This window comes from Streptomyces sp. NPDC048411 (genome assembly GCF_040704695.1).
Lineage (GTDB): Bacteria > Actinomycetota > Actinomycetes > Streptomycetales > Streptomycetaceae > Streptomyces.
Genome location: NZ_JBEZKL010000098.1, coordinates 16,569 through 28,834 on the forward strand (window position 1 = coordinate 16,569; position 12,266 = coordinate 28,834).

Below are 12,266 nucleotides of genomic sequence, written 5' to 3' on the forward strand. Positions count from 1 at the left end.
GCGCGCGTGGGTCGGAGGGAGCTCGCCGGTGCCTTCCACCACGCCGTCCGTGGCGAAGACCAGGACGTGGCTGTGACCATCGGCCGGCTACGCGAGCTCACCGCGAGCGGCAACTTCGCGTACTTCACGGACATCGCTCACTTCATGGCCGGCCTGCCCCTGCCGGGGCCGTCGGCCATCCGCTGGACCGAGAGCGAAGAGCACGTCCGGACCGCATGGCGCGGCCTGGTCCAGGCCCGGCAGGAACACCTGCGCACCGGAAACTGACCCGCACATGCACATCGGCCCCGGCCAGACAGCTGACCGAGGCCGCTACCGCAGTATGTCGACCCCGCAGAGCCCGGTCAGCTTCTACGGCGCGACCACGCATCTGCCCCACGCCCAGGAGAACCAGTCCAGAGAGCATCAGCGCGTTCGTGCTGAAGAAACGAAGGCCAACACCGCCCGCCGCACCTGCCCGCACTGCCGTACCGACGCCGGATACGTCATCCCGCCGTCCCTCGGCATGTGCGTTCCCTGCGCCTACCCCGAACCGTAGGTGCCCCGCTCAGTCAAAAACTCCCCAGTGCCGAAGTGACCGCACGACCAACACGACGAAGAGCAGTGCAAGAAGCACTCCCTCCACCGCATGCCTGCGCGAGCAGAACAACCGCGGAATGCGCCGCACGCCTTCCGGTAGCGGCTCCTCGCATCTCAGGCACGTGCGGACACCGTTCTTTCGGGCGCCCTGCACCTCACTCTCCCCACCCATGCCGCGACCTTACTTAGCCTTGATCCACCGACGCGCTCTGAAGATGATCTCTTGATCGTTTTGTGAGCTGGTTTCGGTCGGTGGTCGTGGATGGGCAGGTGGTATCTGCTGGTCTGCCCAGCTTTTCCACGGGTTCGGTTCCGGTCGGGCCCTGGCGGGCGGGGTGGTCAGGGGGATCAGGCCTGTGCGGGTGGGTCGTGGACGGTGCCGAAGAGGTGTGTCCAGGCGTGCTGCCAGGGCCAGTTGTGTGGCAGGTGCAGGGTGATGCGTCGTGCGGAGCGTGCGATCCGGGCCGGGACCTGGACGAGGTGGGTGCGGAGGGTGGCGGTGGTGGCTTTGGCGTGGAAGGCGGAGGTCAGTGCGCCGGTGGCCCGCAGCAGGTTGTAGGTCATCGCCCACAGGGTGAGCCAGGCGGCGTTGGCGTGGAAGTGCCCGGACGGCAGGTGTGCGAAGGCTCCGGCTTTGCTGTTGTCGGCGATGACCTGCTCGATGACCGCGTGGTGGCGGTGTTCCCGCTCGGCCTGCAGGGTTGCGGCGGGCTGGTCGGTGAAGAAGGGGTGGTAGCGCCAGACGGGAAACAGCTCGCCCTGTTCACCCATGACGGCGGGTTTGGCCAGGTCTCGGACGCGGCGCACGATCAGCCGCGCGGTGACCCGCTCCGCTTTCTTTCGGCTCGCGAAGGCGGTGTAGTCGGGTATCTCGGCGACTTCGGCGTCCGAGATGAGTTCACCGGTCTCGGGGTCGGGTACCGCGGTCGGGTAAGTGATGTGCTGCCAGGCATGGTCGGGGATGCTGTGGACGGCTTGTTTGATGGAGGGGTTCATGCCGCAGGTGACCGAGAAGTGGGCTCCGGCCCGGCGGCAGGCTGCGATGACTCCGGCGTTGTAGAACTGGGAGTCCGCGCGCAGGATGCGCATGCCGGTGCAGCCGGCCTCGGTGGCGGTGGCCAGGGCCTCGGCCACGAGTTTCGGGGCGCCTCGGGAGTCGGCTGCTTTGCCTCGTCGCATCCGCACGGTGGCGATCACCGGCCTTGAGTTGGGGGTGCAGATCGTGGCGAGGAGGGGGTGCAGGGTGCTGATGCCTTTGAACCGGCCGTACTCGGCGCCCTGCTTGGCCCGTCCGTAGACCCGTTTACGGGTGGAGTCGACGTCGATGAACGCCTTCTCGCCACAGCCGGGCAGCAGCGGGGTATGCGCGGCCAGTTCGCCGAGGAACTTCCGGTGCACGGCGTGGAGTTGCAGAGCGTGGCCGTGGGTGAACGCGCGCAGGAACGTGCCCAGGGTGGACGGGGCACGGATGCCGCCGAACACGACCGGCATCGCACCGTGCCTCAGGACTGCCAGGTCATCGATACTGTCCGCACCCGCGACCATGCCCCCCACGATGCTGGTGACCTTTGCGTGCGCCGACGCGCCCGCGCCGTTCTTCGCGCCGGTCAGCTTCACCTTCTCGGCGACCAGGCGCGGCAGACCGCACCGCTCGGCCAGCCGCATCACCGGAACCAGCCCGGCCTGCGCGATGAGATTCGGATCATCGAACGCGGCAGAAACGGCTGCGGGCTTGTGCGAAACTTGCATCTACGAGGTGCCTTGCTGATCGTGCCTGGTGGAAGCGTGAAGAACTCCCATCATCGCAGGTCACGAGGCACCTCCTCGTTCCCGGAAGTGTTGTCCACAGGCTTCAAATCGGTGGATCGAGGCTTAGCGGTTATGCCGCCGCTCCGGCCAGTCGAGTCCAGTGCCCTCCACAGAGCATCCCGAAGCTGTCCTGGCAAGGACCGTGGTGCTGACGAAACTCGTGAACATCACCCGACCGTGGATCTGGGTGCCTCCCAAACCCGGGCACTGGAGTGATCCCTGGATTCGAACAGACTCTGTGCGGAGATGAGCCGGTCTCCCTCTCTGAGGGACTACTTCGAGTCATGTGACTGTTGATCCCGACGATCGGGTCCGGGGAGCGTGGCCGCGCCCGCCGCACACGCCTCCTGCGGTAGTTCCCGGATGGAGGGCCGCGGGGCCCCGGGGGCCGGGGGCGGCACCTCGAAGGCGTAACAGCCTGTCACAAACCGCTCATACGCGAAGATAAAGGCCCGTGGCGGCCCCTGACCGAGCACTTCCGCGACCACGGTGACCGCCTCGCCTTGCCGCGTCACGCCGACGAAGCCCTTGGCGGGCTTCGAGGGAGGAAAGACCTGGACGATCTCCGTATCGGGAAGGCTGCCGTCGGCCGCTGCCTCGCCCAGCCGGTCGCGGAGCACTTCGACGTTCTCCCGCAGGTTCTTGCGCGCCTGGGCCTCATCACGCGCCGGCTGTGTCTCCAGCCAGATCCACACGCCGACGACGGCCACGAGCAGCAGTCCCAGAACGGTCAGGCATCCATTGAGAAGGCAGCCGCCCGGCGTACCCGTCCGGACCTGTGATCGTCTCGCCATAGGCACAGCGTGTACCGCAGGTACACGACAGACCCATCCACTTCCCCAAGTCGTGACCGAAGTGCATCATCACCAGCGAAGCGTCTCGCGGGACCCCACAGCCGAATCTCATCTCGGTACGCCCTTCGAACACTTTCGGACTCACCGCCTCCCGAAGTGGTCTGGCGGGCAGGATCGCACCACCCACTGACATCAGGGAGCGACTTCGTACTTCACGACGGTGTTCGTGCACCCTGTCAATCCCCCGGAAACGTAGAGGCCTTCCTTATGCGGCTTGGTTCTTCTGATGGTGGTTCTCACGTGCTTCGCTGATGGTGCGTTCGAACTCGATGGGCGGCAGGCCGGCGGCCCCGCTGTGTCCGCGGCGCGGGTTGTAGAAGTCCGTGATCCAGGTGGCGATCTTCAGCCGGGCCTCGGTGCGGGTGGCGAAGAGGTGCCGGTGGATGTACTCGACCTTGATCAGCGAGTTGAAGGACTCGGCAGCGGCGTTGTCCAGGGCTGATCCAACTCGTCCCATGGACTGCACCACGCCCAGCCGGTCGCACAGGCTGTTGTACACCTCGCTCGTGTACTTCCCGGGCTCAAGCTCGCCCGCACCTGGCCCTGGACCAACGTGATCACCGATGCCCTCGACCGGCTCCAGAGCCTGCCGAACCCCGGCTGACCAGCAAGTCCACCCGTCCCGACAAGCCCGCACAACCCCACCGGCACCATGGAACCCGGCGCCCACCCGACGCGACAGCCGGGCCGTCCGCCTACCCGAACCCCAACAACCACTACCAGCCACACCACGAAGGGCCCGTCACCAAGCTGACGGTCCCTCATAAACGATCGAGGCTAACCGAGGTGTCCTCCCCGGGCTCCCCCAAGATAGCGAGAGAAGCAAGATCGTAAGCGGGCCGATGTACGTATCCACCGGTGCGCGGCTCGACCAGCCAGGCGTCCGGAAGCCAGGATCGATGTGACTCGAGGGTGAGGTCAGAAGAGGCCAACTGGTCAATGGGGACTATGGAGGCTGGACAATCAAGCTCTGCATATCGGGGCAAGTTACAAGCCGTTGTCTTTCCGATCGTGCGGTCGTTCTTGATCGAACAGGGTCCTGGATCGGGTGAGCTGGCCGCCGTGCGTGCATGAAGGAAGGGCCCCTTGGTAGCTCGCGGTTGTTGAAGCCAGCGAGAAACAAGAGGCCCTGTTGGCGGTCAGCGCGCTGCGCAGGCCTGTGGTGACATCGGCGCTGGTGGCCTGCTTGGTGCGGGCGACGACCTTGCCGTCGCCCGTGAGCACGACAGCGTCGGTGTTGGTGCCGCCGACATCGATGCCGACCCGCAGATCGCGGTGGCTCCGGCCGGTGCGGATCGGGACGTGGGCCTGGATGGTGGTCGTGGTGGTCATCGCAGCTCCTCCACCGGGGTGTAGTCGAGGTCGTAGCCGAAGGCCCGGGGTCCGGCGATCTGCAGGCCGCGCGGGGTGCGCCACAGCGGGTCGCAGGGCCAGGACAGGACCGTGATGCGCTGTCCGTAGCGCAGGGACTCGGTCGAGATCGCGTCGGCGGTCTCCGCGTCGACCACGGTGATCAGGTCGGGGACACAGGCGCGCACATGGCCGTCCTCGAAGGCGACGAGGTTTTCGTTCTGGATCTCCACGCGCAGCATCCGCCCGCGGTCAGCGCCGGTGCCGTCCACGATCAGGCTGCCGCGCACGAAGCCGCCGCCGGTGTGGCGCTCCACGTCCACGACCTTCCCGGTGATCAGGCTCTTGGCCTGCAGCAGCTCCTGAAGGGCCTTCACCGGCTCACCACTGTCCGCCACGGTCCGGCCGATCCGCACGGCCGCGCTGACCGTGCCCTCGACCACCGCGCCGGGCAGCTGCCTGCCAGTCAGCACGTAGTCGGCCATCAGCGCCGAGCCGCCGCAGGCAACGGTGACGGCCCGGGCGATGCGCTCGGACCACAGGCCGTCGATCGGGCGGATCGTGGTGAGGTTGCCCTGCACGTCGGCCAGCACGATCAGGTTGACGGGAAGGCCCGCGACGTGCTGCGAGACCATCTGAACCTCGGGGAAGGCACGGCCCATGCCATCCGCGTCCACCAGTGGCACGCCCAGCCGGGCCGCCCAGGCGACCGCGCTGACGCCGTTGCCGCCGCCGATCTCGCTGGCCATCACGGCCGACACCGGCCGGCCGAAGATCCGCTCGACTTCGGCCGCGATCAGCACCGGCTCCTCGCCGCTCATCGGCATCTCGTGCGCGACGGTGGGCGCTCCGATCCCCGACAGCGGCAGAACGAGCCCATCGTCCGGGATCCCGGACAGCGGGACCACCAGCACGTCACCGTACTTGCTCAGGGCGTGGGCCACCTCCGGCAGGCCGCTGTCGACGCTCCCGCCGCCGCCGGTGCCCAGCACTCCGCAGCCACGGGCGAACGCGGGCAGATCTTCGGGGGTGATCCGATCTATGGTTTGCATGCCGATGAGGGTGTCGCACGCGTGAACACACTGGCCAGTGGCAGCAACACAAGTCTTTCCAGATCGTTGTGCTCCTGGCACACTCCCGCCATGCCGTACGTGGCCGACCTGCTGGAACCCGGGTCCCTGGTGCCGTTCGCGCTCCTTGCGGGGCCGACGGCGGCGACCGAGTTGACCTCGGTCGCCGCCGTGGAGTCGCTGCAGTCACTGGAGTGCGTGCCGCCCGGGGCCCTGGCCGTGGTGACCGGACGGTCCGCCGCGCGCGCGGCCGGCTACCAGGTCGACGTCGCCATCCGCACCGCCGCCGAGCGCGGCGTGCCCGCGCTGCTGCTGATCGGCGTCCCCGAGTTGCCCCGCACCGCCGTCCGGCTCGCCGAGCGCGCCGGCCTCGCCGTGCTCTCCGTCTCCGAAGACGTGGACGTGGCAAAGGTCGTGCTGCAACTCGGGCAGGTGATCCGCGGCGACGCCGCCGACGCACTTGCCCGTGCCGACGCCGCACTGGACGCGCTCCGCACACCAGGAGAGTCGCCCGCCGACCTGCTCACGCGGGTAAGCGACGCGCTCGGCCGGACGCTCACCCTGAGCGACACGTCAAACGACGGCGAGCCGGTGTGGGTGGCCGGACGCCGTCGCGGCAGCGTCGTCGGACCGAGGGACGACGCGGTCCGCCTCGTGCTCCCGGCCGTGGCCGCGGCCGTCTCCCTGCAGCGCACCCGGGCGCTGGAGCGCGAGACCGCGCCGGGGCAGGCCCGTTCGGAGGTTGTCTCCGAACTGATCGTCTCCGAGCGCGCCCAGGCGGGCCAACTCGCCGAGCGGGCCCGGATGCTGGGCTTTGCCGTCGACGAGGTCCACATCGTGGTGTGGGTCCGCACCCGTGGGGAGTCCCAACCCGGCCCCGGGACGGCGCTCACCGACCTGGCCGAGGACCGACGACTCGCCGACACCCTTGCCCTGCTCGTGCACCAGACGCCCCACCCCACGACCGAAAGGTGGAACATCGCCCGGATGGGAGCCGACCTCCTCCTGGTCGCCACCGCCCGCGCAGAGGTACATGGGCCCCGGATCCACGGGGCAGTGACTTCGGCACGAGCCGCGATCGCCGCCGAGCACCCCAAGGCCGTCGTGCACATCGGGATCGGCACGGCGCACCGCGGCATCGACGGCCTGCGGCAGTCCGCCCTCGAAGCCCGCGCCGCAGCCGACGTGGCCGCACGCAAGCACATCCCCGTGCACGCCTTCGACGCCACCGGACTCAGCCGTATCCTCGCCGCCATCTCGGGCTCGCCACTCTCGCGGCGCGCGGTCGACGAACTGCTCGCCCCGCTGGACACCCTGGGCACGGCCGATGCCGCCGAGGCCATCGCCACCCTCGGCGCCTACCTCGACGCCCGCGGTTCCCTCAAGGCGGCTGCCGCGCGGCTGCGCCTTCATCCCAACACCGTCGGTTACCGCATCCGGCGCATCACGGCTCGCCTCGGCGCCGACCTGTCCGACCCCGACACCGCCTTCGCCCTCCAACTCGCCTGCCGGGTCCGGATGCAGGATTGACCGACCAGGCCACTGCGGTGCAGCGGCCAGAGGGCGATATATGAAGTTTCGGCGGTCTGTCGGCGCTCGTTGTGGCTGCGCCATCTTGAAGTGGCTGGTCAGCAGGGGTGGCGTGACCCCGTTTCGGGGTGCTCGTGCTGGTCGTGGGCGGCAGTCTGGGGTGTAGATCGTCCGGCGGGGTGGGTTTGCCGATGAGTTCACCGTCCTCGAACGGTCTACTCAGCGACACGACCGTTCTCGACAGGAGTGCCATGTCCACCATCCAGCCAGTGATCGTGACTGCCGACCACGACGTTCTGCTCGGCTTCTATACGAGATTGTTCGGCGCCGAGGAGATCTTCCGGGTGCCGGCGGAAGGCCCGGTCTTCTATCTCGGCTTGCGCATCGGCGACACCGACCTCGGGCTGGTGGCCAAGGCGAACCCGGGGACCGGGGCGGCGTCGCGGATCCTGCTCAGCATCGGTGTCGACGACGTCGACGAAACGCTCGGCCGGGTGGCTGCGCTGGGCGGCTCGGTCCGCAGCGGCCCCAACAACATGCCGTGGGGACAGCGCGTCGCCCACATCCAGGACCCCGACGGCAACCCGGTGAACCTCACTCAGCCGATCCCGGCCCGGTGACGCCGTTCCGGGGTGCTTGTGCTGGTCATGGGCTGCCTGCGGTGGAGATCAATTTCCTGTAGTGGCCTCGATGTTCGTCAGTACGAGCAGCGCGCGAAGCAGGTGGGTGGCGCGGGCGGGGTCAGTGCGGAGCTTGGTGAGGATCCGCCAGTTCTTAAGGTGGGCAAAGCCGCGTTCGACGGGGCGCGTCCGGCGGCCAGGACCCGGTTGGCCTCCTCCTCGGCGGGTGCGAGCCTGCGGGCGCGGGTGGCCTTGAAGCCGGTGACGACCACGGGGTCGTCCGGGTCGTCGTCCAGGCCGATAAAGCCCCGGTCGGCCAGGGCGCCGAGGCCGGCGGCGCGCAGGTGGGCCAGGATGTGGTCGCGACGGGTGGCGGTGATGTCGTGGGTGCGGCCGGGCCGGGCGGCCGATATCCACACCAGACGGCCCCGCTCGTCGGTCAAGGCAATCACGTGCAGGCCGTGGCGGCGATGCTTGCCGGAGTAGTTCGGGTGGTTCGCGCGGCCGGTGCGGCGCTCGGTGGGAATGAGGGTGCCGTCGATCAGGACGACCTCCCCACCCCACCTGGCGATCTTCTTCAAGGCCCGGTCCAGCCGCGGGGCCTTCGCGGCGAGCAGCCCGAGCAGCTCGTCGCGCCAGCGCCGCACGGTCGTGGCGGACACGTCATTGCCGCCGGCCAGGTCGACCAGGCGCTGGTCGTGCCGCAGCACGGCTAGGACGATCACCGCGATCCTCCCGGACGGCAGCGCCCGCCACCTCGACCGTATCGCTTTGAGATGGCCTCGCAGCAGGTCGGCGAGGTAGGTCAGGGTGTGCGTGGACAGCGGCAGGCGGCACTGGTAGACCAGGGACACGGTGTCCCCGGTGTGCTCTTTGGTCTTGGTCACACAATTCCAACAGCCATCGGGGGCACCTCGGTTACGCCCCCGTCGCCGTGCGGCGTGGTCACGGGCGGGCGGTGAACTTCCCGTTGGGTCGTTTGTGCAGCCAGCCGCGGTCGGCCAGCTTCCCGCGCAACGGCTCCAGCCTGCCCCGTACCCCGGTGTCCAGGCCGAGCATCTCGCCGATTTGCCGGGTGGCGACCGGGCCGGCGGCCTGCCGCACCGCGGTCAGGATGCGCTGGTACTCCTCCGGCAGTCCGGACTCAGCCACCCCTGGCGCACGGTCCGGGACCAGCCGCACCACCCGACCTGCCACCTGGACCACCGGCGACCCGGCCTCCGCCCGCTCCACGGCGACCTGCTCGCTCATCCTCTGCCACACCCGCTCGGCCACGGCCAGCTCATCGCGCTCACCTCGTACCTCCGACAGCTGCTTGACCAGCTGCTCTTCGAGTACGTCCAGCTCCGCACGCCGCGCGGCGATCCGCTCCAACACCTCGGGATCCATCATGGGCCGGGAGCGGCACCCGCTATGACGGACGGGAATCCACAAACCCACCCCGCCAGACGATCCACACCCCAGACTGCCGCCCACGACCAGCACGAGCACCCCGAAACGGGGCCACGCCACCCCTGCTGACCAGCCACTTCAAGATGGCGGAGCTTCACTGTACTGCTCACGTGCGCCATGGCGTTGTCGATGCTCCAGTTCGCCGCGGTCACCCAGCTCCGCTCGGAGGGCCACGACATCCGCGATGAGGACGTCGCACGACTGTCTCCGCTCAAGCAACGAAACGTGAACGTCCTGGGCCGCTACAGCCTCATCTCCTCTGTCCCACACGAGGGCCTGCGTCCGCTGCGCAACCCGGACGCCCCCGGCCTCGACGACGACGGCAACGGGGCAGATGAGGGCTGAGCGAAGATCAGGGGACGGCCAGGGCAGTGATCAGTTTGCGAGCCGTTGCCTCGGCCAGCCACTTCAGGGCCGGGCAGCGGCGGCGATACGGGTGGGACCGGGAGGCGAACCCGGGTCACGCGGTCACCTTGGCGATGAACGCGGCAAGGTTCGCCACGGTCCGCTGGACCTTCTCCTCCAGGGTGAGGGACTCGTGGAGGCGTGCGCCGATGCCCGCGTCCTTCTTCCCGCGTACATAGAGGGAGCAGGCCAGGTCGCTGCACATGTAGACGCCGACCGAGTTGCCCTGCTGCCCGGCCTTCCCGGACCTCGGCGCGACCATGAGGGAAACGCCCCCGGTATGGGTGGTCACACACACCGAGCACATGCTGCGTCGCGTCTGCCAGGAGCCGACGTCGGAGGAACGCAGCTGGACGGCGACCGGGCGACCGTCCAGCTCGGCCACGAGGTAGGCCCGGTCGGGGGCCTGGGGATCTCGCCAGCCCAGGAAGTCCAGGTCGTCCCAGCACTGCTCGGCCAGGTCGCGGGGGAAGGTCAGGCGCTTGGCCTCGCCCTTGGTGCAGTTCACAAACGCGGTACGGATCTCTTGCTCAGTCAGCGGCTTCATAAAAGACACGCTAATTTGCCTAATCCGATTAGGCAAGTGCATAATCATCGATGCCAGGGATGAGAAGCGATTCGGAGGATGAACATGGCGCGGGCCGAACGGGTAGGACTGACCACGGAGCGCCTGGTCCGGGCGGGGGCAGAGCTGGCCGACGAGGTCGGCTTCGAGCAGGCGACCCCCGCGGAACTCGCCCGGCGGTTCGGCGTCAAGACCGCGAGCCTGTACTCGCACGTGAAGAACGCCCACGACCTCAAGACCAAGATCGCCCTGCTCGCCCTGGAGGAACTCGCCGACCAGGTCTCCACCGCCGTGGCCGGGCGGGCCGGCAAAGACGCCCTGAGCGCTTTCGCGAACGTCTACCGCGACTACGCCCTCGAGCACCCGGGTCGCTTCGCCGCAACCCAGTTCCGGCTCGACCCGCAGACGGCGGCCGCCAGCGCCGGCGTCCGGCACGCCCAGATGACACGGGCGATCCTTCGCGGATACAACCTGGCCGAACCGCACCAGACACACGCGGTGCGGCTGCTGGGCAGCGTCTTCAGCGGCTACGTCGGCCTGGAGACCGCCGGCGGCTTCAGCCACAGCGCCCCCGACTCGCAGGAGAGCTGGACCCAGATCCTCAACGCGCTCGACGTCCTGCTGCGCACCTGGCCCACCACCTCATGACCAGGCCCTTCCGGCCGCCCCCGCCAACTGACCCTCCAGATCGAAGAGACCGACGAAATGAACACCGAGCACGACTGGACCACCACCCCCATCACCGCGGGCCTCCTGCGCGGCGCCCTCGACCTGGAGCGCACCGAACGCGGTGTACTGCCCCACCGGTTGCCCGCGCGCGCCCGGCAGCAAATCCCCGACAGCCAGCTGGCCATGGCGGAGTCACAGCCCTCCGGAGTGCGGCTGGCCTTCCGCACCCGGGCCACCGCCGTCGAGCTGGACGTCGTGGCCACCAAACGGGTCTACGTCGGAGCGCCGCCACGCCCCGACGGGGTGTACGAGCTCCTCGTCGACGGGCGGCTCGCGGGCCGGGCCAGCGCGACCGAGGGCGACACGGTCACCATCGACATGGCCTCCGGAGCCGCACAAACACGGCCCGGGCCGGTGGAGACCCTGCGCTTCACCGGCCTGCCCGACGACGAGAAGGACGTCGAGATCTGGCTGCCGCACGACGAGACCACTCAGCTGGTCGCCCTGCGCACCAACGCCCCCGTCCACACACCACCGCCCAGCGGCCGCAAGGTCTGGCTGCACCACGGCAGTTCGATCAGCCACGGCTCCAACGCCGCCACCCCAACCGGGATCTGGCCCGCCCGAGCCGCCACTCTGGGCAAGGTGGAGCTGGTCAACATGGGATTCGGCGGCAGTGCCCTGCTCGACCCGTTCACTGCCCGCACCATACGCGACACCCCCGCCGACCTGATCAGCATCAAGATCGGCATCAACATCGTCAACACCGACCTGATGCGGCTGCGCGCGTTCGGCCCGGCCGTCCACGGTTTCCTCGACACCATCCGCGACGGCCACCCCACCACCCCGCTGCTGATCGTCTCGCCCATCTACTGCGCCATCCACGAGAACACGCCCGGCCCCAGCGCCCCGGACCTCAGCGCGATGAGCGAAGGGCGGCTGCGGTTCGTGGCCACCGGCGACCCCGCGCAAACAGCCGCCGGGAAACTGACCCTCACCGTGATCCGGGACGAACTGTCCCGCATCGTCCACCAACGTGCCGCCACCGACCCGAACCTGCACTACCTCCACGGCCTGGACCTCTACAGCGAGACCGACCACGCCGAACTGCCGCTGCCCGACGATCTGCACCCGGACCCCGCCACCCACCAGCGCATCGGCGAACGCTTCGCCCGCCTCGCCTTCGGCGGCGGCCCTTTCACCGCGAGGAACCACTGACCAACTGCCGGTCAGGAAGGACGCGCCGGCGCACCCGGCAGAATGAGGCGATGAGCGTAGTCAAGATCAACGTACTGACCGTCCCCGCCGAGCAGCGGGAGACGCTGGAGAAGCGCTTCGCCTCCCGTGCCCATGCCGTGGAGAA

At 68.8% G+C, this 12,266-nt stretch carries 14 protein-coding genes and 2 pseudogenes; 8 read left to right on the forward strand and 8 right to left on the reverse strand.

The annotated features are described in order from the left end of the window. The first annotated feature begins 6 nt into the window (after positions 1 to 6). Positions 7 to 267 carry a hypothetical protein gene (locus AB0915_RS27865; protein WP_366693687.1) on the forward strand — a complete coding sequence of 87 codons (261 nt, stop codon included), beginning with the start codon at positions 7 to 9 and terminating at the stop codon, positions 265 to 267. Positions 268 to 322: 55 nt separating this feature from the next. Beyond that, the gene (locus AB0915_RS27870; protein ID WP_366693701.1) at positions 323 to 538 is read left to right on the forward strand and encodes a hypothetical protein; all 216 of its coding nucleotides are present in this window, start codon (positions 323 to 325) and stop codon (positions 536 to 538) included. Positions 539 to 927: 389 nt separating this feature from the next. Here AB0915_RS27870 and AB0915_RS27875 read toward each other — a convergent pair whose 3' ends face one another. From AB0915_RS27875 to AB0915_RS27895, 5 genes are all read right to left on the reverse strand, one after another. Continuing rightward, positions 928 to 2,328, reverse strand: a complete 1,401-nt coding sequence (locus AB0915_RS27875) for an IS1380 family transposase (protein WP_366693688.1) — start codon at positions 2,326 to 2,328, stop codon at positions 928 to 930. A 332-nt stretch (positions 2,329 to 2,660) separates the two neighbouring features. Continuing rightward, complete coding sequence (locus tag AB0915_RS27880; RefSeq protein WP_366693689.1) at positions 2,661 to 3,182, reverse strand: hypothetical protein; 522 nt, start codon at positions 3,180 to 3,182, stop codon at positions 2,661 to 2,663. Positions 3,183 to 3,447: 265 nt separating this feature from the next. Continuing rightward, positions 3,448 to 3,741, reverse strand: a complete 294-nt coding sequence (locus AB0915_RS27885; protein WP_366693690.1) for an integrase core domain-containing protein — start codon at positions 3,739 to 3,741, stop codon at positions 3,448 to 3,450. 488 nt (positions 3,742 to 4,229) lie between these two features. Next, complete coding sequence (locus tag AB0915_RS27890) at positions 4,230 to 4,574, reverse strand: hydantoinase/oxoprolinase N-terminal domain-containing protein (RefSeq protein ID WP_366693691.1); 345 nt, start codon at positions 4,572 to 4,574, stop codon at positions 4,230 to 4,232. Next, positions 4,571 to 5,644, reverse strand: coding sequence for a DUF917 domain-containing protein (locus AB0915_RS27895; RefSeq protein ID WP_366693692.1), 1,074 nt, complete (start codon positions 5,642 to 5,644; stop codon positions 4,571 to 4,573). The genes AB0915_RS27890 and AB0915_RS27895 overlap by 4 nt, the downstream gene beginning before the upstream one ends. Before the next feature lie 90 nt (positions 5,645 to 5,734). On the opposite strand from AB0915_RS27895, the gene AB0915_RS27900 reads away from it, so the two are divergent. After that, the gene (locus AB0915_RS27900; protein WP_366693693.1) at positions 5,735 to 7,192 is read left to right on the forward strand and encodes a helix-turn-helix domain-containing protein; all 1,458 of its coding nucleotides are present in this window, start codon (positions 5,735 to 5,737) and stop codon (positions 7,190 to 7,192) included. 251 nt (positions 7,193 to 7,443) lie between these two features. Next, positions 7,444 to 7,812 (forward strand): VOC family protein, encoded by a 369-nt coding sequence (locus tag AB0915_RS27905; RefSeq protein ID WP_366693694.1) that lies wholly within the window; start codon positions 7,444 to 7,446, stop codon positions 7,810 to 7,812. Positions 7,813 to 7,889: 77 nt separating this feature from the next. Here AB0915_RS27905 and AB0915_RS27910 read toward each other — a convergent pair whose 3' ends face one another. Both AB0915_RS27910 and AB0915_RS27915 read right to left on the reverse strand, forming a co-directional pair. Next, a complete protein-coding gene (locus tag AB0915_RS27910) occupies positions 7,890 to 8,699 on the reverse strand; it encodes a transposase family protein (RefSeq protein ID WP_366693695.1) in 810 nt (269 codons plus the stop codon). Between the two features lie 58 nt (positions 8,700 to 8,757). After that, on the reverse strand, positions 8,758 to 9,204 hold the full coding sequence (locus tag AB0915_RS27915; protein WP_366693696.1) for a hypothetical protein: 447 nt from the start codon (positions 9,202 to 9,204) through the stop codon (positions 8,758 to 8,760). A 195-nt stretch (positions 9,205 to 9,399) separates the two neighbouring features. Here AB0915_RS27915 and AB0915_RS27920 point away from each other — a divergent pair. Then, positions 9,400 to 9,609, forward strand: a pseudogene (locus AB0915_RS27920) (Tn3 family transposase); the annotation flags it as partial. 115 nt (positions 9,610 to 9,724) lie between these two features. Here the strand turns inward: AB0915_RS27920 and AB0915_RS27925 are convergent. Beyond that, the gene (locus AB0915_RS27925; RefSeq protein WP_366693697.1) at positions 9,725 to 10,216 is read right to left on the reverse strand and encodes an FBP domain-containing protein; all 492 of its coding nucleotides are present in this window, start codon (positions 10,214 to 10,216) and stop codon (positions 9,725 to 9,727) included. Between the two features lie 84 nt (positions 10,217 to 10,300). Here AB0915_RS27925 and AB0915_RS27930 point away from each other — a divergent pair, with 84 nt between their 5' ends. From AB0915_RS27930 to AB0915_RS27940, 3 genes and pseudogenes are all read left to right on the forward strand, one after another. Beyond that, the gene (locus AB0915_RS27930) at positions 10,301 to 10,882 is read left to right on the forward strand and encodes a WHG domain-containing protein (protein ID WP_366693698.1); all 582 of its coding nucleotides are present in this window, start codon (positions 10,301 to 10,303) and stop codon (positions 10,880 to 10,882) included. Between the two features lie 57 nt (positions 10,883 to 10,939). After that, the gene (locus AB0915_RS27935; RefSeq protein WP_366693699.1) at positions 10,940 to 12,121 is read left to right on the forward strand and encodes an SGNH/GDSL hydrolase family protein; all 1,182 of its coding nucleotides are present in this window, start codon (positions 10,940 to 10,942) and stop codon (positions 12,119 to 12,121) included. Between the two features lie 50 nt (positions 12,122 to 12,171). Beyond that, positions 12,172 to 12,266, forward strand: a pseudogene (locus AB0915_RS27940) (antibiotic biosynthesis monooxygenase); the annotation flags it as partial.